This is a genomic window from Streptomyces sp. NPDC051976 (genome assembly GCF_040680795.1).
Taxonomy (GTDB): domain Bacteria; phylum Actinomycetota; class Actinomycetes; order Streptomycetales; family Streptomycetaceae; genus Actinacidiphila.
In genome coordinates, this window is the sequence record NZ_JBFAXL010000026.1 from 108,427 (window position 1) to 129,296 (window position 20,870).

21 protein-coding genes are annotated in these 20,870 nt (G+C 72.5%); 13 read left to right on the forward strand and 8 right to left on the reverse strand.

The window, feature by feature from the left end; all coding sequences use genetic code 11:
* The first annotated feature begins 12 nt into the window (after positions 1-12).
* On the forward strand, positions 13-984 hold the full coding sequence (locus AB0M29_RS24850) for a MerR family transcriptional regulator (RefSeq protein ID WP_365386126.1): 972 nt from the start codon (positions 13-15) through the stop codon (positions 982-984).
* A 12-nt stretch (positions 985-996) separates the two neighbouring features.
* Here AB0M29_RS24850 and AB0M29_RS24855 read toward each other — a convergent pair whose 3' ends face one another.
* Positions 997-2,019 (reverse strand): Lrp/AsnC family transcriptional regulator, encoded by a 1,023-nt coding sequence (locus tag AB0M29_RS24855; RefSeq protein WP_365386128.1) that lies wholly within the window; start codon positions 2,017-2,019, stop codon positions 997-999.
* Positions 2,020-2,141: 122 nt separating this feature from the next.
* On the opposite strand from AB0M29_RS24855, the gene AB0M29_RS24860 reads away from it, so the two are divergent.
* Entirely contained in the window at positions 2,142-3,593 is a 1,452-nt protein-coding gene (locus AB0M29_RS24860; RefSeq protein ID WP_365386131.1) for an MFS transporter, read from the forward strand.
* A 112-nt stretch (positions 3,594-3,705) separates the two neighbouring features.
* Entirely contained in the window at positions 3,706-4,497 is a 792-nt protein-coding gene (locus tag AB0M29_RS24865; RefSeq protein ID WP_365386133.1) for a methyltransferase domain-containing protein, read from the forward strand.
* Between the two features lie 6 nt (positions 4,498-4,503).
* On the opposite strand, the gene AB0M29_RS24870 is transcribed toward AB0M29_RS24865, so the two are convergent.
* The 3 genes from AB0M29_RS24870 to AB0M29_RS24880 all read right to left on the reverse strand — a co-directional run bounded on the left by AB0M29_RS24870 (position 4,504) and on the right by AB0M29_RS24880 (position 6,694).
* A complete protein-coding gene (locus AB0M29_RS24870; RefSeq protein ID WP_365386135.1) occupies positions 4,504-5,184 on the reverse strand; it encodes a pyridoxamine 5'-phosphate oxidase family protein in 681 nt (226 codons plus the stop codon).
* 106 nt (positions 5,185-5,290) lie between these two features.
* A complete protein-coding gene (locus AB0M29_RS24875) occupies positions 5,291-5,551 on the reverse strand; it encodes a protealysin inhibitor emfourin (RefSeq protein ID WP_365386137.1) in 261 nt (86 codons plus the stop codon).
* Positions 5,552-5,563: 12 nt separating this feature from the next.
* A complete protein-coding gene (locus AB0M29_RS24880) occupies positions 5,564-6,694 on the reverse strand; it encodes a M4 family metallopeptidase (RefSeq protein ID WP_365386138.1) in 1,131 nt (376 codons plus the stop codon).
* Positions 6,695-7,000: 306 nt separating this feature from the next.
* Here AB0M29_RS24880 and leuA point away from each other — a divergent pair, with 306 nt between their 5' ends.
* From leuA to AB0M29_RS24925, 9 genes are all read left to right on the forward strand, one after another.
* Positions 7,001-8,764, forward strand: a complete 1,764-nt coding sequence (leuA, locus tag AB0M29_RS24885; RefSeq protein WP_365386140.1) for a 2-isopropylmalate synthase — start codon at positions 7,001-7,003, stop codon at positions 8,762-8,764.
* Between the two features lie 108 nt (positions 8,765-8,872).
* Positions 8,873-9,397, forward strand: a complete 525-nt coding sequence (locus AB0M29_RS24890) for a hypothetical protein (protein WP_365386143.1) — start codon at positions 8,873-8,875, stop codon at positions 9,395-9,397.
* 211 nt (positions 9,398-9,608) lie between these two features.
* A complete protein-coding gene (locus tag AB0M29_RS24895; RefSeq protein ID WP_365386145.1) occupies positions 9,609-10,337 on the forward strand; it encodes a TerB family tellurite resistance protein in 729 nt (242 codons plus the stop codon).
* 428 nt (positions 10,338-10,765) lie between these two features.
* Positions 10,766-11,896 carry a histidine kinase gene (locus AB0M29_RS24900; RefSeq protein ID WP_365386185.1) on the forward strand — a complete coding sequence of 377 codons (1,131 nt, stop codon included), beginning with the start codon at positions 10,766-10,768 and terminating at the stop codon, positions 11,894-11,896.
* Positions 11,893-12,579 carry a response regulator transcription factor gene (locus AB0M29_RS24905; RefSeq protein ID WP_365386147.1) on the forward strand — a complete coding sequence of 229 codons (687 nt, stop codon included), beginning with the start codon at positions 11,893-11,895 and terminating at the stop codon, positions 12,577-12,579. Before AB0M29_RS24900 ends, AB0M29_RS24905 begins: the two co-directional genes overlap by 4 nt.
* 346 nt (positions 12,580-12,925) lie before the next feature.
* The gene (locus AB0M29_RS24910; protein ID WP_365386148.1) at positions 12,926-13,450 is read left to right on the forward strand and encodes a SigE family RNA polymerase sigma factor; all 525 of its coding nucleotides are present in this window, start codon (positions 12,926-12,928) and stop codon (positions 13,448-13,450) included.
* Positions 13,447-14,262: a hypothetical protein gene (locus tag AB0M29_RS24915; protein ID WP_365386151.1), complete on the forward strand. Its 816-nt coding sequence runs from the start codon at positions 13,447-13,449 to the stop codon at positions 14,260-14,262. Before AB0M29_RS24910 ends, AB0M29_RS24915 begins: the two co-directional genes overlap by 4 nt.
* Positions 14,263-14,328: 66 nt before the next feature.
* Positions 14,329-15,075, forward strand: coding sequence for a DNA repair protein RecO (recO, locus tag AB0M29_RS24920; RefSeq protein ID WP_365386153.1), 747 nt, complete (start codon positions 14,329-14,331; stop codon positions 15,073-15,075).
* Between the two features lie 27 nt (positions 15,076-15,102).
* On the forward strand, positions 15,103-15,933 hold the full coding sequence (locus AB0M29_RS24925; protein WP_365386155.1) for an isoprenyl transferase: 831 nt from the start codon (positions 15,103-15,105) through the stop codon (positions 15,931-15,933).
* A gap of 180 nt (positions 15,934-16,113) precedes the next feature.
* Here AB0M29_RS24925 and AB0M29_RS24930 read toward each other — a convergent pair whose 3' ends face one another.
* From AB0M29_RS24930 to AB0M29_RS24945, 4 genes are all read right to left on the reverse strand, one after another.
* A complete protein-coding gene (locus tag AB0M29_RS24930; protein ID WP_365386157.1) occupies positions 16,114-16,542 on the reverse strand; it encodes a Fur family transcriptional regulator in 429 nt (142 codons plus the stop codon).
* Positions 16,543-16,609: 67 nt separating this feature from the next.
* Positions 16,610-17,491, reverse strand: a complete 882-nt coding sequence (locus tag AB0M29_RS24935; protein ID WP_365386159.1) for a metal ABC transporter permease — start codon at positions 17,489-17,491, stop codon at positions 16,610-16,612.
* Positions 17,491-18,285 carry a metal ABC transporter ATP-binding protein gene (locus AB0M29_RS24940; RefSeq protein ID WP_365386161.1) on the reverse strand — a complete coding sequence of 265 codons (795 nt, stop codon included), beginning with the start codon at positions 18,283-18,285 and terminating at the stop codon, positions 17,491-17,493. The genes AB0M29_RS24935 and AB0M29_RS24940 overlap by 1 nt, the downstream gene beginning before the upstream one ends.
* Before the next feature lie 13 nt (positions 18,286-18,298).
* A complete protein-coding gene (locus AB0M29_RS24945; protein WP_365386164.1) occupies positions 18,299-19,288 on the reverse strand; it encodes a metal ABC transporter substrate-binding protein in 990 nt (329 codons plus the stop codon).
* Between the two features lie 135 nt (positions 19,289-19,423).
* Between AB0M29_RS24945 and AB0M29_RS24950 the strand changes: the two genes are divergently transcribed.
* Entirely contained in the window at positions 19,424-20,806 is a 1,383-nt protein-coding gene (locus AB0M29_RS24950; RefSeq protein ID WP_365386165.1) for a glycine--tRNA ligase, read from the forward strand.
* Positions 20,807-20,870: the final 64 nt, after the last annotated feature.

A 20,870-nucleotide genomic window follows, 5' to 3' on the forward strand; every position in this document is an offset into this window, starting at 1 on the left:
GAGGGGCACGGCGTGTTCGCTGACGGTCTGCTGGGCATCGGGGAGTTGGCCGAACGGGCCGGGGTCAGTGTCAAGACCGTGCGCTTCTACTCGGATCGCGGGCTGCTGCCCGAGGCCGGGCGCAGTGCGGGGGGCCACCGGCGGTACGGGCCGGACGCGGTGGAACGGCTGCGGCTGATCAGGGCGTTGCGCGCACTGGATGTGGCGGTGCCCGAGATCGGGCGGGTGCTCGGGAGGCTCCCGGAGGACGACGGCGGGCTCGACGGCGACGTGCTGGACGGCGGTGTCCTGGAGGACGTCGTCGCGGGGCAGTTGCGGGAGGTCGGTACCCAACTGGCCGCGCTGCGCTGGCGGGAGGCCGCGCTGCGGCTGGTACGGGAGTGCCCGCCCGGGGAGCGTGCCGAGCGGCTGCGGCTCGTCGGGGCGGTGTCCGCGCCGCCCAGCACCGCGCCGATGGCCCGCTTCTGGCGGCGGTGGCTGCCGCCGCGGCTCCCGGCGCGGCTGGTCTCGGCGATCCTCGAAGAGGCCGTGCCGCAGCCCCCGGACGAGCCGCGCCCCGACCAGGTGCTGGCCTTCGCGCGGCTGCACGCCTTCGTCTCCGGCACCTGCACGCCGGGACCGGGCGGGAAGCGCTGGCAGCCCGAGGCGCACCGGCCCGACAAGTCCTTCCGCCCGGCCGTGCTCTACGACGGTCTGCGGGAGGCGTACACCCTGGCGGCGGTGGAGATGCGGGCGTTGCGGGCACCGCACGACGGCGAGGCGCTGGACTGCTTCGTCGCCGCCTACGCGGGGTCGCGCGGCGCCCGGGACACCCCTGACCTGCGCCGCGTGCTCAGCGGCCAGCTCGCCGCGGACCCGCGGATCGACCGCTACTGGGCGCTCGTCGCCGAGGTCTCCCGCCCGGCCTCGGGCCCGCCCGAGCCGACGCCCGGCGTCATCCACGACTGGCTGCTCGCCGCGCTGGACGAGCAGATCGCCTGCTGAGGCGACCGGGTCTCAGCGTCGCATCGCGTCCATGAAGGGGCTCGGGCCCTTCAGCGTGCGGTGGATCGGGGCCGTCTCCGTACGGCGCAGGCCCGGGAGCGCGGCCACCGGCCCGGTCAGATAGCGGTAGAAGGCGCCCGGGTCACGGCACTGGATGGCCGCGTAGACGTTGGCCGTGCCGGTGGTCGCCCCGGCGAAGGCCACCGCGTCGTGCCCGGCCAGCGCGTTGCCGACCTCGGCGAGCCGGGCCGGTTCCACCTCCAGCCAGAGCGCGGCCCGCATGTCCGCCGCCAGGACGCCGCCGACGTCCAGGTCGTAGTAGAGCGCCCCGCTGGACCGCAGCTCCGACAGCCGCCGCCGTACCCGCGTCTGCGACCAGCCGGTGACGGTGGCCAGATCGGCCGCGGACGTCCGGCCGTCGCGGGCCAGGACGTCCATGAGCTGCTGGTCCCCCGGCCCCAGGACGACCGGGTCGGTGACGAGGGCCTCGGCGGCCGGCCGGTCGGGCGCGTCCTCCGGGACCAGCGCGGCGATCTGGGCCGCGTCCAGCGGGCCCTTCCTGGTCACCGGGCTCAGGTCCTGCCCGAAGAAGACGTGCAGCAGCGCGTGCGCGGTCACCTCCACGACCCGCGGGGTATGCGGCAGCTTCTGCAGCAGCAGCGCGTCGTCCCGGCCGGGGCCCGCGGAGTGGGTCAGGCAGGAGATCTCGGTGCCGCCGGAGAGCAGGCTCACCCAGCGGGTGTCGGTGCGCCGGGCCATCGCCTCGCCGACCGACGCCGCCGCGTCCGGCGTGCAGCGCACCCGGACGAACCACGGCGTCAGCCCGCTGCGCAGCGGGTCCACCAGGCCCAGCACCCGGACCGTCCCCGCGGACCGCAGCCGGGCGTAGCGCCGGGCCACGGTCTGGTCGGAGACGCCCAGCACCTCGCCGATCCGCCGGAATGACGCCCGCCCGTCCACCTGGAGGGCCTGTACGACCTGCTGGTCCAGCTCGTCGAGAACGCTCAGCGGCGACCAATTGGTGTCGGATTCCACCCCCACACCGTAGGCGATGTCGGATTCCGCCGCGAGAGGCCGAGCGGCTGTGGCGTACCGGGACGCGCCGCAGAAACTGGTCGAGCCGCACCCGGCCGAACCACCGAAACGGAGTCCCACCCATGCGCAAATGGCTGCCCCTCGTGGCGATATGCCTCGGCGCCTTCATCCTGCTCGTCGACGTCACCATCGTGAACGTCGCGCTGCCGCGGATGGCAGACGACCTGGACGCGTCCTTCTCGTCCCTCCAGTGGGTGATGGACATCTACGCCCTCGCCCTCGCGTCCCTGCTGATGTTCACGGGCTCGCTCGCCGACCTCTTCGGCCACCGTCGGCTCTACGCGGCGGGCCTGACCGTCTTCGCGCTGGCCTCCCTCGGGTGCGCGCTGGCACCGAACGCGGCCGTGCTCGTCGCCTCCCGCGGCGTCCAGGGCATCGGCGGGGCCGCGATGTTCGCCACCTCGGCCGCGCTGGTCTCGGCGACGTACCAGGGGCGCGACCGCGGCACCGCCTTCGGCGTGTGGGGCGCGGTCAACGGTGCCGCCGCGGCGGCCGGGCCCGTGCTCGGCGGGCTGCTCACCCAGGGCTTCGGCTGGCAGGCGATCTTCCTGGTCAACCTGCCGATCGCCGTGGCCGCGGTCTACCTCACCCTGAAGGTGCTGCCCGCCGGTTCGCGGGGCGCGGGGCGGCTCGACCTGCCCGGCGCCGCCGTCTTCACGCTGGCCGCCGCCGCCCTCACCTACGCGCTGATCCGCGGCGGCGAGCACGGCTGGGGCGACACGGGAACCGTGACCGCCTTCGTGATCGCGGGAGCCGCCGCGGTGGCCTTCGTCCCCGTGGAACTGCTCGCCCCGCACCCCATGCTCGACCTGGCGCTGCTGCGCCGCCCGTCCTTCGCGGGCCTGCTCGGCGGGGCGCTGCTGCTCCAGGGCGCGGCCTTCGGCGGCCTGGTCTTCGTCTCGCTGTGGCTGCAGAACGTGCTGCGCCTGGGCCCGATCCGCGGCGGCCTCGCCCTGATGCCGATGGCCCTGACGTCCTTCGTCGTCGCCCTCCTCGTGGGCCGCTTCACCCACCGGGCCGCGCCCCGGATCCCGATCGGCGTCGGCCTGCTGGGCATCGCCGCGGGCTCCGCGCTGCTGTACGCGGGGGTCTCCGCGGGCTCAGGGCAGTATGCGCTGGTGGCGGGTCTCGCCGTGGCCGGTGTGGGCGTCGGCCTCAGCACCCCCGTGCTGGTCTCCGCCGCCGTCGCCGCGGTCCCGCCGCAGCGGGCGGGCATGGCCAGCGCGGCCGTCAACACCGCCCGGCAACTCGGGATGACGCTCGGCATCGCGGTCTTCGGCGCCCTCTTCAGCTCCCGGCTCCGCCACGTCGTGTCCGGCGGCGGCTCGATCCGGGCCGCGTACGCCTCCGGCCTCGACCGCGTCTTCCTGGTCTCCACGATCGGCGCCCTCCTCGGCGCCCTGGTGGTCCTCGCCCTGGTCCGCCACGCCCAACCCTCGGTGACCGGCGCCCCCGTCCCCTCCCCGGCGTCCCCCTCCCGCGACCCGGAACCCGCCACCCCCGCAGCCAACTGACCCACCCCCTGAACCGGGCCCCCGCCACCCCCGAGGCGGGGGGCCCAATTCAGGCCGACCAGGGCGGTGGTCGGAGGCCGGGGGTGGGGAACTGCCGCTTAGGGTGGGCGACATGGATCGGAAGCGGCGGGCGGCGGCGCGGTATGACGACATGGCGCGGACGTATGACCGGGCGGGGCCGCCGTTCTATGCTCTCGCCGGGGCGGCGCTCGTGCGGCGGTTGGGGCTGGCCGCGGGGATGAGTGTGCTGGATGCCGGGTGCGGGCGGGGGGCGTGTCTGTTTCCGCTCGCGGGGGCGGTGGGGCCGACCGGGCGGGCGGCGGGGGTGGACATCTCTCCGGTGATGGTGCGGGAGACGGCGGCCGAGGCCGCCGGGCTCGGGCTCACGCAGGCGACCGTCACCGTCGGGGACGCCGAGGCGCCGGACTTCCCTGACGCGTCCTTCGACGCGGTGACATCCAGCTTCGTGCTGCCGCAACTGCCGGATCCGCAGGCCGCGTTGCACGCGTACGCCCGGCTGCTGCGGCCCGGCGGGATGCTGGCCGTCGCCCGCTTCGTCCCCGGCTTCCACCCCGACTGGCAGGCGGTCGACGCGGCGCTGGAACCCTTCGCCCCGGCCGCCCGCCCCAGCGACGACGTGGACCCGCCGTCCCTGGCCGCCGCCGCGGGCTTCCGCGAGGTCACCGACGAGGAACTGGCCGTGCTCGTCACCCTGCCCGACCCCGCCTCCTGGTGGGACTACCTCTGGGGCAGCGTCTACCGCGGCCGCGTCGCCGACATCCCCGACGCCGACCTGCCCGCGGCCCGCGCCGCCACCCTCGCCGCCACCGAACCGCTGCGGGCCGAGGACGGCACCCTGACGATGTCGATCCGCTTCCGCTGCACCACGGCGACCCGCCCCTGACGGGCGTCAGCCCGCCGTCGTGCCGACGCGGGTGGTGAGGTGGGGCGGGGCCTCGGTGCCCGGGGGAAGGGCCGGGTCGGGCTGGAGTGCGCCCCAGGCGGCGTGCAGGGGGAGGACGCCCGCCCAGACGCCGAGGGCCGCGTCCGGGCCGTCGCCGTCGTCGGGCGGGCCGGTGCGGATCTTCACCGATGCCTCGTCCAGAGGGAGGGCGAGCAGGGTGGTGGCGGCCAGCTCCTTGCGGCTGGGGCGCCGGGCGTAGTCCCACTGGCCGGGGGCGGTGTGCTCGGTCAGCAGGCGCAGGCCCGCGAGCTTCTCCTCCGGCTCGGTGACCGCGCGCGGGATCCCGAAGACCATGGCGCTGCGGTAGTTCACACCGTGCTCGAAGACCGACCGGGCGAGCACCAGCCCGTCGACGTGCGTGACGGTGACGCACACCGTCGCCCGCGGCGAGGCGGTGAGGCTGCGGCTGGCGGCCGAGCCGTGGAAGTACAGCGTGCCGCCGTCGGAGCCGTAGACCGTCGGGACCACCAGGGGAGTGCCGTCGACGACGACGCCGAGGTGGCAGAGGAAGCCCGCCGCGAGGATGGCGTCGAGGTCGGCGCGGTCGAGGCTGCCCTGCTCGCGCAACCGGCGGTGACGCGTGCGGTCGTTCTCCGGCAGCCGCCGTTCACCGGGTGGAAGGCTCATGGCTCCGACACTACCGATTCCCTCGTGCGACGGCCAGAGTGTTACTGATTCCGTCGTCGTAGTGGGAATCGGGTGCGAAATCCAGGGTGCGGCGGGGGTGAGTGCCCTACGCGCCCTCGCCCAGGACCGTCTCGATCAGCTCGCGCTGGGCGGAGGTGAGGGCCGGGTCCGCGCACTGGACGGTGCGGGTGTCGACGGTGATCTCGTAGTGGAAGCCGTCGGGGACGGGCGGGTGCGGGGGAGCGGGGGCCAGGGCCGCCTCGGCGAGGGTCCGGAGATGACCCGCGTCGGGGCGGCCCTTGGTGTCGAGGGTGGCGTGGCGCTCGATGGCGGCGAAGCCGCCGGTACGGGTCACCTCGATGCGCACGACACCCTCCGCTCAGTTCGCGGGCTCCGCCGCCTGCGGCTCGCCCTGCTGGTGGGGCACCTCGGCGGGCGACGGAGTCGGCCCGACCGGCACGCCGACCTGGGACCACGCCTTGAGCACGGCCTGGTACTGCACACCGTCACCGTAGCGGGAATGGGCCGCGGCGGCCGTGGCGGTCGCGAAGTCGGCGAACTGCGCCTGCGCGGACAGCTTGCCGCCGGTGAGGGTGTCGTACCAGATCTGCCCGGCGTGCTCCCAGGCGTTGCCGCCCAGTTCGGCGGCGAGCAGGTAGAAGGCGTGGTTGGGGATGCCGGAGTTGATGTGCACCCCGCCGTTGTCGCGCGAGGTCTGCACATAGCCGTCCATCGTCCCGGGCTGCGGGTCCTTGCCGAGCTGCGGGTCGTCGTAGGCGGTGCCCGGCTCCTTCATGGAACGCAGCGCGTGGCCGTTGACGCCCGGAGCCAGCAGGCCCGCGCCGATCAGCCAGTCCGCCGCCTCGGCGCTCTGGCCGAGGGTGAACTGCTTGATGAGGCTGCCGAAGACGTCGGAGACCGACTCGTTGAGGGCGCCGGACTGCCCGAAGTAGTCGAGGTTGGCGGTGTACTGCGTGACGCCGTGCGTCAACTCGTGGCCGATGACGTCCAGCGGGAGGGTGAAGTCCAGGAAGATCCGGCCGTCACCGTCGCCGAAGACCATCTGCTGGCCGTTCCAGAAGGCGTTGTTGTAGTCCTGGAGGTAGTGGACGCTCGCCACCAGCGGCAGCCCCGCGTCATCGATCGAGTGACGGCCGTACGCCTTGAGGTACGTCTCGAAGGTGGCGCCGAGTGCGTCGTACGCGCGGTTCACGCTCGCGTCCTTCGACGGCTTCGCGCCCTCGGCGCGGACCCTGCGGCCGGGCAGCGCGTCCTGGTGCTTCGCGTCGTGGATGGTCCGCTGCGGCTGGTCGGAGGCGGCGGCGCCGGTCACCGCCGTGGCGCCGATCACGGTGGTCAGCCGGCGGCGGGTGCGCTGCAGGGAGTCGTGTTCCAGGGTGCGCCGGGCGGGCCCGGACAGCGCGGCGTCCTCGGAGCGCGCGAGCTTGTCCAGGACGTGTGGCGGCACGATCGAGCAGAAGACCGGGGTCAGGTCGGTGGAGGCATCCATGCCACGCAATGTGGCACGCACCACACTCACTGTCACTGGTTACGGCCATGATTGATGAAAAGGAGGGAAGGATCATGGTTTTGGTGGACAGACCCATCCATCTTGCATAGTGAGAGGAACTACGTACGAGCTGCGTGATCGCGCCGGACTCGGTTATGGTCGTTGCCATCATGCGTTTCGGGCTGCTTCTCCTTAGCTGCCGCGGCGAGGGCCTGTAGTCGTAGGCCGACCCCCTCCCCGCGGAGTTCTGGCGTGCGATCGCCGTCGGCCGACTCTCTCAGCCGGACCCCCGAGGAGCCAGCCCACATGTCCAGCCCGAATTCCGTCGGCCGCCCCACGCCCATCACCGCCGCGACCGTCCGCCAGCGCCCCACGGCGATGCCGGTCCACAAGTACGGGCAGTACGAAGCGGTGGACATCGCCGACCGCACCTGGCCGAACGCGCGCATCACCAAGGCCCCCCGCTGGCTGTCCACGGACCTGCGCGACGGCAACCAGGCGCTGATCGATCCGATGTCGCCCGCCCGCAAGCGCGAGATGTTCGACCTGCTGGTACGGATGGGCTACAAGGAGATCGAGGTCGGCTTCCCGTCCTCCGGCGCCACCGACTTCGACTTCGTCCGCTCCATCATCGAGGGCGGCGCGATCCCCGAGGACGTGACGATCTCCGTACTGACCCAGGCGCGCGAGGAGCTGATCGAGCGCACCGTGGAGTCGCTGCGCGGCGCGCCCCGGGCGACCGTGCACCTGTACAACGCGACCGCGCCGGTCTTCCGCCGGGTCGTCTTCCGCGGCACCCGTGACCAGGTCAAGCAGATCGCGGTGGACGGCACCCGGCTGGTCATGGAGTACGCGGACAAGATCCTGGGCGACGAGACGGTCTTCGGCTACCAGTACAGCCCGGAGATCTTCACCGACACCGAGCTGGACTTCGCCCTGGAGGTCTGCGAGGGCGTGATGGACGTCTGGCAGCCCGAGGAGGGCCGCGAGATCATCCTCAACCTGCCCGCCACCGTGGAGCGTTCCACCCCGTCCACGCACGCCGACCGCTTCGAGTGGATGTCGCGCAACCTGTCGCGCCGCGAGTACGTCTGCCTGTCGGTCCACCCGCACAACGACCGCGGTACGGCGGTGGCCGCCGCCGAGCTGGCGATCATGGCCGGTGCGGACCGGATCGAGGGCTGCCTGTTCGGGCAGGGCGAGCGCACCGGCAACGTCGACCTGGTGACGCTGGGGATGAACCTGTTCAGCCAGGGCGTCGACCCGCAGATCGACTTCTCGCAGATCGACGAGATCCGCCGCACCGCCGAGTACTGCAACCAGATGGAGGTCCACCCGCGCCACCCCTACGCGGGCGACCTGGTCTACACGTCCTTCTCCGGCTCCCACCAGGACGCCATCAAGAAGGGCTTCGAGGCGATGGAGGCCGAGGCCGCGGCCCAGGGCAAGACGGTCGACGAGATCGAGTGGGCGGTGCCGTACCTGCCGATCGACCCCAAGGACGTCGGCCGCTCCTACGAGGCCGTCATCCGGGTCAACTCGCAGTCGGGCAAGGGCGGCGTCGCGTACGTGCTGAAGAACGGGCACAAGCTGGACCTGCCGCGCCGGATGCAGATCGAGTTCTCGAAGATCATCCAGGCCAAGACGGACACCGAGGGCGGCGAGGTCACCCCGGCGCAGATCTGGGCGGTCTTCCAGGACGAGTACCTGCCCACCACCGACAACGCGTGGGGCCGGATCGCGCTGCGCTCGGCCCAGGCGTCGACCTCCAGCGACGGCACCGACGCGCTGACCGTGGAGGCCGTGGTGGACGGCGTCGAGACGGCGCTGACCGGTACCGGCAACGGCCCGATCTCCGCCTTCGTGGACGCGCTGGCCGCCGTCGGCATCGACGCCCGCGTGCTGGACTACAGCGAGCACACCATGAGCGAGGGCGCCTCCGCGCAGGCGGCCTCGTACATCGAGTGCGCCATCGACGGCAGGGTGCTGTGGGGGATCGGCATCGACCCCAACACCACCCGCGCCTCGCTGAAGGCCCTGGTCTCGGCCGTCAACCGCGCGGGCCGCTGAACCGTGCCGGGTGCGGGGGCCGTCACCGGCTCCCGCACCCGGGTGAACTCGGGCAGGCGCCGGAGGTTCGTCCGGATGTCATGACCGCTTCGTCCCTACCGTCGCGGTATGCCCCAGAACCACCACGCGAACCTCCGTACCACCTGCCTCGCGGCCACGGCCGCGGCCGTCCTGCTCGCGGCGGCCGCGGCCGTTCCCGCGCGTGCCTCGGCTCCCGGTGCGGGCGGCCCCGCGGGGGCGCCGCGTCAACCCCGGCACTGCGTCATCACCCTGCGCGGGGACGGCACCCCGCTGACCCGCTGCGGCGCCGCGGCACGCACGCGCGCCGCCCGCTCGGGCACCCTGCTGATGACCTGGTACGCGGACAGCGGCTTCACGGGCGACTCCACCGACATCCGCGACGGCGCCGGCCTGTGCGACGCCGCCGGGTACGGCATCTCCGACATCGGTGCCTTCCTCGGCCCCGGCTGGGACAACGCCATCTCGTCGTTCCGGACCTTCAACAACTGCGCCGTGATCCAGGGCTTCGACGGCAGCGCGTACGGCGGCGACAACCACACCTGGCTCGGTGACCAGAAGTACGTCGGCGACGAGTGGAACGACCGCATCTCGTCGCTGCTCATGCACGCCTGAGAGTCCGCGGGCCGTCACAGGCGGCTCTCCAGGACGCCCTCGCGGAGCCGGCCCGCGGAAGTGGAGGTGAATTGCCCCCGTACGCGGTACTGACTCCACGTCATTGGTGTGGCTAACATCACGGCTGTACGGCACCGTTGCCGAGGCGTTTGACACGCGTACGGGCCGGATGGGTGCGTACCGGGACAAAACGGCCGGAGGGTGCAGCGTGATGAAGCTGAGGCTGTGTATCTGGGGTGTCCGCACCGCGTGGCACACCGAGGACGACGGCGAGTTCTTCTGCGCCGACTGCGGCGGCGACCGCGCCTACCACCGCAGAACCGGCACCCGCAGGCTGACCGTGCTCAATGTGCCGGTGCTCAACCGCGGCCCGGCCGGCACCGTGATCGAATGCACCGCCTGCCACCGGCAGTTCGGCTCCGAGGTGCTGCTGCGGCCCACCACCACCCGGTTCTCCGCGATGCTGCGCGACGCGGTGCACACCATCGCGCTCGCCGTGCTCACCGCGGGCGGTGCCACCGGCCGCCCGGCCCGCGAGGCCGCCGTCGGCGCGGTCCGCTCCGCCGGGTTCTCCGACTGCACCGAGGACCAACTGCTCGGCCTGCTCGCCGCGATCGTCGCCGACGAGGGCCGCTACACGGGCCCCGGCGCCGGTACGGGACCGGGCGCGGCCGAACTGGGCCCCGACTCCTTCGCCGACGAGGTCGACGGCTGCGGAAGCTGGCTGTCCATCGAGCTGCACGAGGCGCTGGAGCCGCTGGCCGACCACCTGGCCCCGCAGGGCCGCGAGCGGGTGCTGCTGCAGGGCGCGCACATCGCCCTCGCCGACGGCCCGTACCTCCCCGCCGAGCGCGAGGTGCTGGAGGCGGTCGGCCGCTGCCTGTCGCTGCCCCTCGACGACATCGACCGGCTGCTGGCCGCCGCGGCCACCGCTTCGTAGGCCGAACAGGAGGCCCGCCCGAGGAAGCCCGCGCGAGGAACCCCGCCCGCCCCGTACTCCCCGGGGAGTAGCGGACGGGCGGGTGAGTCCACCGGAGTAGCCCGCTCCTCGCCCCTGAGCGCGACGTGCGCGCACCCCAGAACCGGGGAGGCTGGTGGCTGTGACACCCGCCTTCCCCGCATCCGGCCTGTCCGGACGTGCCTCCCCCGTGGCAGCGTCCGGGCAGGCCGCCGCGCGTCGCGGCCCCGGCCGTGCGGGACTGCCCGCTCCACGTCAACTCCGCGACAACTCCCGCCCCGTTCCGCCCCCGACCCGGGTCGATCCCTGAGGATGGACGTGTGACCGTCAGCCTCGCGCTCCTGCGCGCGCCTCGGGTGCCCGCGATCCGCACCACCCATGTCTCGCCCTCCGACGTGGTGCTGGCCGCGGTGGTGCTGGCGGTCGAGGTGGTGCTCGCCGCGACCCTGCCGCAGGAGGTCGGCGGCCACCGCCCGGACCTGCTCGGCTGGATCCTGCTGACGGGCAGCGCCGTGGTGCTGGTGTGGCGGCGGCAGGCACCGATGTGGTGCATGACCGGCATGGTCGCCTGCGTCGCGCCCTACCACTACCTGCAGAACAACCACACCGCGCCGACCCTGGCCACCATGGTCGCGCTCTACGCGCTGGCCGTCGCGGGTCCGCCGATCCGCACCTTCCTCATGGTGCCGACCGTGATCGGCACCATGGCGGTGATCCTCTCCACCATCGGGCGGCCGCACGCGGGCACCGACATGCTGCAGAGCGCGGGGTGGATCGTGGCCGTCGCGGTGGTCGGCGAAGTGGTCAGGATGCACCGCAACTACGTGGCCGCCATCGTGGAGCGGGCCGAACGCGCCGAGCGCACCCGCGAGGAGGAGGCCGCTCGCCGGGTCGCGGAGGAGCGGCTGCGGATCGCCCGCGACCTGCACGACCTGCTCGCGCACTCGATCACCCTGATCGGGGTGCAGACGTCGGTGGCCGCGCACATCCTGGTCGCCGACCCCGACCGGCTGGACCGCACCGCGGTCGCCGGGGCGCTCGACACCATCGCGGACACCTGCCGGGAGGCCCGCGCGGAACTGCGCACCACCCTGCGGGTGCTACGCGCCGACGGCGACGGCCCGCTGCCCGACCTCGCCGGTATCCCCGCGCTCGCCAGGGCCGCGGAGGCGGCCGGCGCCCAGGTCGAGGTGACCGTGGCCGTGGGCCGGGAGACGGTGCCGCCCGCGGTCGGCGCCGCCGCCTACCGGATCGTCCAGGAGTCGCTGACCAACGCCGTACGGCACGCGGGCGCGCCCAGCCCCCGGATACGGGTGATCCTCGGCCGCCAGATCACCGCCCTGCACGTACGGGTCGAGGACGACGGGGTGCCGCCGCCGGTCGCCGCGGGCCGTACCGAGGGCTTCGGGATCGTCGGGATGCGCGAGCGGGCCCGTAGTGTCGGCGGCACCCTCACCACCGGGCCGCGCGGCGACGGCCCCGGCTTCGCCGTCACCGCCGTACTGCCGTTCAGCGTCGACTCCCAGGGAGACCACAGATGACCCCGACGCAGCCCATACGGGTGCTGCTCGTCGACGACCAGACGCTGGTGCGCGCCGCGTTCGCCATGCTCGTGGAGTCCGCCCGCGACATGGAGGTGGTCGGCCAGGCGGGGAACGGCCTCGAAGCGGTCGAGCTGGCCCGCAGCTCGCGGGCCGACGTGATCGTGATGGACATCCGGATGCCGGAACTCGACGGCATCGAGGCCACCCGGCGGATCGCCGCCGACGACGACCTCGCCGGGGTCCGCATCCTGGTGCTCACCACGTACGACGACGACGAGCACGTGGTCTCCGCGCTGCGCGCCGGCGCCTCCGGGTTCCTGGTCAAGGACACCAGGCCCGCCGATCTGCTCGACGCGATCCGTACGGTGGCCGCCGGTGACTCGCTGCTCTCACCCGGACCGACCTCGCGGCTGATCGCCCGGGTGCTGCGGCTGCCCGACCGCCCCCAGGTCAGCGCCCCCGCCCCCGCCCGGCTCAGCGGTCTGTCCGACCGCGAGCGCGAGGTGCTCACCCTTGTCGCCCGGGGCCTCAACAACGCCGAGACCGGCGAGGCGCTGGGGCTCAGCCCCCTCACCGCCAAGACCCACGTCAGCCGGATCATGGGCAAACTCGGCGCCCGCGACCGCGCCCAACTCGTCATCGTCGCCTACGAGTCCGGCCTCGTCGCCCCCGGGGCGTAGCGCCCCTCCGGGGCGCGCTTGCGGAGGACCTGTCTTTTAGGGGCGCGGGGAACTGCGCGACCAGCCCATGACCGGGTTGCAGGTCACCACCGGCCCCAATGGGGCAGACGCGTTGTTTTCGGGCCACCGGCCCGGTGGGGGCGGGCCGCGCAGTTCCCCGCGCCCCTACGGGGCACGACCTCTTCCGCCAGCGCAGCGCGCGTCCCCGCGCCCCTACGGGGCACGTCCTCCGCGAGGGTGAGGTAACGAACGGATAACGGGCCGTAGGCCGTGCAGCAACGGGCCGCGAGGCATACGTCAGGAGTGGGTGTGAACACTTCACGTGTGACGGAGGGGGGAGGTGGCGATGCGCGCCGAGGAGGTGGCCGACTTCACCGCGTTCGTGCGGGCGCGATCGGGGTCCTTGTTCAGGACCGCGATCCTGCTCACGGGAGAGCGCGGGGCGGCCGAGGACCTGGTGCAGTCGACGCTGGAACGCGTGTGCAGGCACTGGCGCAAGGTCGTCCGGGCCGACGCGCCGGAGGCGTACGCCCGACGGATCCTGGTCAATCTGCACCACGACGGGGGACGGCGGGCCCGCCGCCGCCCCGCGGAACTGGCGCTGCCGGAGGACGCCGGGGATCCGGCGCCCGACCCGTACCGCAAGGTGCTGGTCCGCGACGAACTGCTGCGGGTGCTGCGGACACTGCCGCCCAGCATGCGCACCGTGCTGGTGCTGCGCTACTTCGACGACGCGGCGGACGCGGAGATCGCCGCCGCCCTGGGGGTGTCGGAGAGCACCGTACGCTCGCAGGCCGCCAGGGGCCTGGCCAGACTGCGCACCGCGGTGGACGGGCACACCGTCCGGCCCGGGCAGGGAGGTGACCGATGAACAGCGACGACCGTAACGGTGCCGCGCCGACCCTGGAGGAGGAACTCGCCGCCGCGATGGCGGAGTTCGCGGGCGGCGAGCGCACCCCGGTGTTCGACCCCGGCGCGATCACCCGGTCCGCGGGCGTACGGCGACGCCGGATCACCCTGGGCCTCGCTGCCGTGGGGGCGGCGGCCGCCACGGTGGCCGCGGTCCTGGTGTCCTCCGGTGGCGGCCAGGACCGGCGGCCCGCCCCGCCCGCGACCCCGCCGTCCACGACGGCTCCGGCGACAACGGCAGCACTTGACGCCGACGACGTGACCCGGAAGCTGTTCATCGCGGCCGAGCTGTACCAGCAGCCCGGCACGCGTCACCTTGTGGACACCGCGCGGATCGCCGCCCTGTTCACCGACGCGGCGGCGTTCCACCGTGTCTGGGGCACCGACGCCCGCCCGCTGACCTGCGGGCAGCACGTCGACGGTGTGCTGGTGGGCAGTGTGGGCGACGTGCAGTTCTACCGGGGCGGCACCCACCTCGGCCGGGACGCGGGCCTGACCTTCGACGGTGCCACCGGGCGGGTCACCGATGTCGTGTGCGACGGCGGCGACGGGACGCCGGGAGATCAGGTCGTCGCCGACCGCTACGGCCGCAAGGACGGCGTCTCCCACGGCCGCACGGACTGCGGGCGGCCCGCGCCGACCGTCTGGTTCGCCGACGCCCCCGCCTCCGGGACCGTGGTCCGCGGCTGGACCGTCAGGCTGGACGGCGGCGTCCCGTTCACCATCTCCATCGACCAGAACGACATCGTCACTCCCGCCAACTGCACGCCGTGACGGGGGTGTGGGCGGCGACCGCCGCCCACACCCCCGCCCGCGCGGGCGGTAGGCGAGAATGGGCGCATGAGTCTGTTCCGCGACGACGGCATCGTGCTGCGCACCCAGAAACTGGGTGAGGCGGACCGGATCATCACCCTGCTCACCCGGCGGCACGGCCGGGTCCGGGCGGTGGCCCGCGGGGTGCGGCGGACCAAGTCGAAGTTCGGTGCCCGGCTGGAGCCCTTCAGCCATGTCGACGTGCAGTTCTTCGCCCGCGGCGGCGAGCTGGTCGGGCGCGGGCTGCCACTGTGCACCCAGGGCGAGACCATCGCGCCGTACGGCGGGTCCATCGTCACCGACTACGACCGCTACACCGCCGGCACCGCGATGCTGGAGACGGCCGAGCGCTTCACCGACCACGAGGGCGAGCCCGCCGTCCAGCAGTACCTGCTGCTGGTGGGCGCGCTGCGGACGCTGGCCGCGGGGGAGCACGACCCCCGGCTGGTGCTCGACGCCTTCCTGCTGCGCTCGCTGGCCGTCAACGGCTACGCACCCAGCTTCGACGACTGCGCGAAGTGTGGGATGGCCGGTCCGAACCGGTTCTTTTCGGTCGGAGCGGGAGGAGTCGTCTGCGGTGAGTGCCGGGTTCCCGGAAGCGTCGTACCCTCACGGGAGTCACTGGAACTGCTCGGCGCGCTGCTGGGCGGCGACTGGGAGACCGCGGACGCCTGCGAGCAGCGCCACTGCCGTGAGGGCAGCGGGCTGGTGGCGGCGTATCTCCAGTGGCACCTGGAGCGCGGCCTGCGCTCGCTGCGGTTCGTCGAGAAGTAGCCCGAAGTTCTGAGGAGAAGTACGACCATGGCACGTCGCGGGATCCTGGCAGCCCGTTCCCGGCACACCTACCGGACGCCCGACCCGCACCCGTCCGGCGCCCGCCCGCCGAAGCTGCAGAGCGAGCTGGTGCCCAAGCACGTGGCCGTCGTCATGGACGGCAACGGCCGCTGGGCCAAGGAGCGCGGGCTGCCGCGCACCGAGGGGCACCGGGTCGGCGAGGGCGTCGTGCTCGACGTGCTCAAGGGCTGCCTGGAGATCGGCGTCAAGAACCTCTCCCTCTACGCCTTCTCCACCGAGAACTGGAAGCGCTCGCCCGACGAGGTGCGTTTCCTGATGAACTTCAACCGCGACGTGATCCGCCGCCGCCGCGACGAGATGAACGAACTCGGCATCCGGATCCGCTGGGTCGGCCGCATGCCGAAGATGTGGAAGTCGGTCGTCCAGGAGCTCCAGGTCGCCCAGGAGCAGACTGTCGACAACGACGCGATGACGCTCTATTTCTGCGTCAACTACGGTGGGCGCGCGGAGATCGCCGACGCCGCGCAGGCCATCGCCCGCGACGTCGCCGCCGGGCGGCTCGACCCTTCCAAGGTCAACGAGAAGACGTTCGGCAAGTACCTGTACTACCCCGACATGCCCGACGTCGACCTCTTCCTCCGCCCCAGCGGCGAGCAGCGCACCTCCAACTACCTGCTCTGGCAGAGCAGTTACGCCGAGATGGTCTTCCAGGACGTCCTCTGGCCCGACTTCGACCGCCGCGACCTCTGGCGCGCCTGCGTCGAATACGCCTCCCGCGACCGCCGCTTCGGCGGCGCCATCCCCAACGAGGCGCAACTCGCCGGCGACGAAAGGTAAGACCTCGCCCCGAAGGGGCGCGGGGAACTGCGCGACCAGCCACCGCGGTGGCGCGCGTCACCACCGGCCCCAATGGGGCAGACGCGTTGTTTTCGGACCACCGGCCGGTGGGGGCTGAGCGCGTAGTTCCCCGCGCCCCTTCGGGGCACGTCCGGTGCAGCCGGGAGCGTCCCCGCGCCCCTACGGGGCGCCGTCCTCCGCGCGCGCAGCGCACTCCGCGCAGGTGCCGAAGATCTCGACGGTGTGGGCGACATCGGCGAAGCCATGCTCCGCGGCGACGGCTTCAGCCCACCGCTCGACGGCGGGCCCCTCGACCTCGACGGCCTTGCCGCAGGAGCGGCAGACGAGATGGTGGTGGTGGCCGCCACCGGAACACCGTCGGTAGACCGACTCACCCTCACCCGTGCGGAGCACATCGATCTCGCCGGCGTCGGCGAGGGACTGGAGGGTGCGGTAGACGGTGGTGAGGCCCACCGAGTCGCCGCGGTGCTTGAGGATGTCGTGCAGGTCCTGGGCGCTGCGGAACTCGTCGACCTCTGCCAGGGCGGCGGCAACGGCGGCCCGCTGCCGGGTCGAACGGCCACGCACGGGATGCTTGGTGGTGGTCACCGGTGCCTCCTTGTCGGTCGCTTCGTGCACCTGTCCGGACGTGCCCCATTGTGCCAGGCCGAGGGGTTCAGGCGTGGACCTCCGCGCGCTCCGCGGACACCGGGGTGCCGTCCTCGGGCGCCGCCGCGGCCCGCCGCGCGCGTCTTCCGGCCAGCGGCGCGGCCAGCGCGGTGACGAGGAGGAAGAGCGCCATCGCGGCGAGCACGATGCTGGAGCCGGGCGGCACGTCGACGTAGTACGAGAAGACGGTGCCGGACAGCGCCACCGCGACCCCCGCGGTCACCGACAGCGCCAGCGTCCACGCGAAGCTCCGCGTCACCTGCTGGGCGGTCGCCACCGGGATCACCATCAGGGCGCTGACCAGCAGCAGGCCGACCGCCTTCATCGCCACCGTGACGGTGACGGCGGCCGTCACCGCGAGCAGCAGGTTGAGCGCCCGTACCGGCAGCCCGCTGACCCGGGCGAACTCCTCGTCCTGGCAGACGGCGAACAGCTGCCGCCGCAGCCCGACGGCGACCAGCAGGACGAACGCGGCCAGCACGGTGATCGCGGTGATGTCCTGCGGGGAGACGCTGATGATCGAGCCGAAGAGATACGAGGTCAGGTTGGCGTTGGAACCGTTCGGCGCGAGATAGATGATCATCACGCCGCCCGCGATACCGCCGTAGAACAGCATGGCCAACGCGATGTCGCCGCGCGCCTTGCCGTAGGAGCGGATCAGCTCCATGCCGACGGCGCCGACCGCGGAGACCGCGACGGCCATCCACACCGGGCTGAGCTGGAGCAGGAAGCCCAGCGCGACACCGGTCAGCGCGACATGGCCGATGCCGTCGCCCATGATCGACTGGCGGCGCTGGACGAGGTAGATGCCGACCGAGGGCGCGGTGACGCCCACCAGCAGCGCGGCGATCAGCGCCCGGACCATGAAGGGGTAGTCGAGGATCTCCATCAGCGCGTCAGTCCCGTCGTGAGCGGGGCGGCGGCGGTGTCCCGGCTGCCGTCCTCGTGCGGATGGACATGGTCGTGGCCGGGAAGGGCATGCTGGCCGACCGCGGGCGGCGGCGCACCGTCGTGGGTGACGCAGCCGTCCCGCAGCACGACCGCCCGGTCGATCAGCGGTTCCAGCGGCCCGAGTTCGTGCAGCACCAGCAGCACCGTGGCGCCCGCGGCGACCTGTTCACGCAGCGTGTCGGAGAGGATGCGCTGGCTGGCGAGGTCCACACCCGCCATCGGCTCGTCCATGATGAGGAGTTCGGGTTCCCCGGCGAGCGCGCGGGCGATCAGCACCCGCTGGTGCTGGCCGCCGGACAGCGCGTTGACGGAGTCCCCGGCCCGGTCGGCCAGTCCCACGACGCCGATCGCCCGGTCCACCGCCGCCCGGTCCGCGCGGCCGAGCGGCCACAGCCCGCGGCGGCCGAGCCGTCCGGCCGAGACCACCTCCCGTACGGTCGCGGGCACCCCGCTCGCGGCCGTGGTGCGCTGCGGCACGTAGCCGATCCGCGCCCACTGCCGGAAGCGGGCGCCGGGGGTGCCGAACAGCTCCCACGAGCCGCCGGACAGCCGTACCTGACCCACGACCGCGCGCACCGCGGTCGACTTGCCCGAGCCGTTGGCGCCGAGCAGGGCCACGACCTCGCCGCGGCCCACCGTCAGGTCGACGCCGCGCAGCACCGGCCGCGCGCCGAGCGAGGCGGTGGCGTTTCTGAGCGCGATCACGGTTTCCGTACGGTTCCGGTCCATCATGGGTGCCGCCTCCTCACTTCGCGCCGAGCGCGGTCCGCAGGGCCAGCAGATTGCTCCGCTGCACCTGGAAGTAGTCGGTGCCGCGCGACTTCGCCGTGATGCCCTCGATCGGGTCGAGCACATCGGTGCGCAGGTGCAGGTCGCCCGCCACGGTCTTGGCCGTACGGTCGCTGACCAGCGTCTCGAAGAAGACGGTCGTCACATGCTTGGCGCGGGCGAGGTCCTGCAGCGCCCGCATCCGGGCCGCGCTGGGCTCGCTCTCCGGATCGATGCCGTTGATCGCCTCCTCCACCAGCCCGTAGCGCTCGGCGAGGTAGCCGAAGGCGGCGTGGGTGGTGAGGAAGGTGTCGGACGTACGGTTCTCGAGGCCGTCGCGGAACTGGGTGTTGAGCGTGTCGAGCCGGGTGACCAGGGCGGCGGTGTTCTTGGCGTACGCGGCCGCGTGCGGGGGGTCGGCCTGTTCCAGCGCCGCGCCGACACCCTTGGCGACCTGCGCGTACCGCACCGGGTCGAGCCAGATGTGCGGGTCGGCGCCCGCGCCGTCCTCGCTCTTTCCGCCGCTGCCGTTGTCCCCGGTGGTGTGGTGGGTGCCGTCCACCTCGGTGCCGTGGTCCTCCAGCGTGGTGAGCGACCCGGCGTCCACCCGCCGCTTGACGCCGGACTGCGCGATCGCGTCGTCGACGGCGGGCTGCAGGCCCTTGAGGTAGACGATCACATCGGAGCCTTGCAGCGCGGCGGCCTGCCGTGGGGTGAGTTCCAGGTCGTGCGGTTCCACGCCCGGCTTGGTGAGGTCGGTCACCACCACGTCCCCGGCACCGATCTGCCGCGCCAGGAACTCCAGTGGATAGAAGGCCGTGGTGACCCTGAGCTTTCCCTTGTCCTTGGCGTTCGCCGCGCCCTCGGCGGCGGTCACCCCGGAGCAGGCGGTCAGCGCGAGCAGGCCGAGCGCCGTGGCGGCGGCTGCGGCGACGGCGGCAGATATCGGGCGTCGGCTCTTGTTCATGACAGTCATTTTCAACTGAAGTGGAAACGATTGTCAATTGCGGTAGGGCGGGTCTGTGGAACGGATTTGATCCGGGGGCCGCACGCGCCGGTAATCTGGGACAACTGACCGCTTCGTCGTACTGAAGAGAGCACCGTGGCCGCCGACAAGATCGAGACCATCGTCAGCCTGAGCAAGCGCCGTGGCTTCGTTTTCCCGAGCAGTGAGATCTACGGCGGCTCCAAGGCCGCCTGGGACTACGGGCCGCTGGGCGTCGAGCTCAAGGAGAACATCAAGCGCCAGTGGTGGCGTGCGATGGTGACCTCGCGCGAGGACGTGGTGGGACTCGACTCGTCGGTGATCCTCGCCCCCGAGGTGTGGGTCGCCTCCGGCCACGTCGCCACGTTCTCCGACCCGCTCACCGAGTGCACCTCCTGCCACAAGCGCTACCGCGCGGACCACCTGGAGGAGGCGTACGAGGCGAAGCACGGCAAGCTCCCGGCCAACGGCCTCGCCGACATCAACTGTCCGCACTGCGGCACCAAGGGCGCCTTCACCGAGCCCAAGATGTTCTCCGGCATGCTCCAGACCCACCTCGGCCCGACTCAGGACGCCGGTTCCGTGGCGTACCTGCGGCCCGAGACCGCGCAGGGCATCTTCACCAACTTCGGCCAGGTGCAGACGACCTCCCGCAAGAAGCCGCCGTTCGGCATCGCCCAGATGGGCAAGTCGTTCCGCAACGAGATCACGCCCGGCAACTTCATCTTCCGCACCCGCGAGTTCGAGCAGATGGAGATGGAGTTCTTCGTCAAGCCCGGCGAGGACGAGAAGTGGCACGAGTACTGGATGCAGGAGCGCTGGAACTGGTACACGGGCCTGGGCATCCGTGAGGAGAACATCCGCTGGTACGACCACCCGAAGGAGAAGCTCTCCCACTACTCGAAGCGCACCGCCGACATCGAGTACCGCTTCAACTTCGGCGGCCAGGAGTTCAGCGAGCTGGAGGGGGTGGCCAACCGCACCGACTTCGACCTGTCCTCGCACTCCAAGGCGTCCGGCCAGGACCTCTCCTACTTCGACCAGGAGGCGGGCGAGCGCTGGTTCCCGTACGTCATCGAGCCCGCGGCCGGTGTCAACCGCGCCATGCTCGCCTTCATGCTCGACGCGTACAACGAGGACGAGGCGCCGAACGCCAAGGGTGTGATGGAGAAGCGCACCGTCATGCGGCTGGACCCGCGGCTCGCGCCGGTCAAGGTCGCCGTCCTCCCGCTCTCCCGCAACCCTGAGCTCTCGCCCAAGGCCAAGGGGCTCGCCACGGCCCTGCGCAAGAACTGGAACATCGAGTTCGACGACGCCGGTGCCATCGGTCGCCGCTACCGCCGCCAGGACGAGATCGGCACTCCCTTCTGCGTCACCGTCGACTTCGACACCCTCGACGACAACGCGGTCACCGTGCGGGAGCGCGACACCATGAAGCAGGAACGCGTGTCGCTGGACCAGGTCGAGTCCTACCTCGGCGCCCGCCTCCTCGGCTGCTGACCTTTCCCACCCACCCGCCCCTTCTTGTCCTCAAACGCCGGACGGGCTGAATTCATTCAGCCCG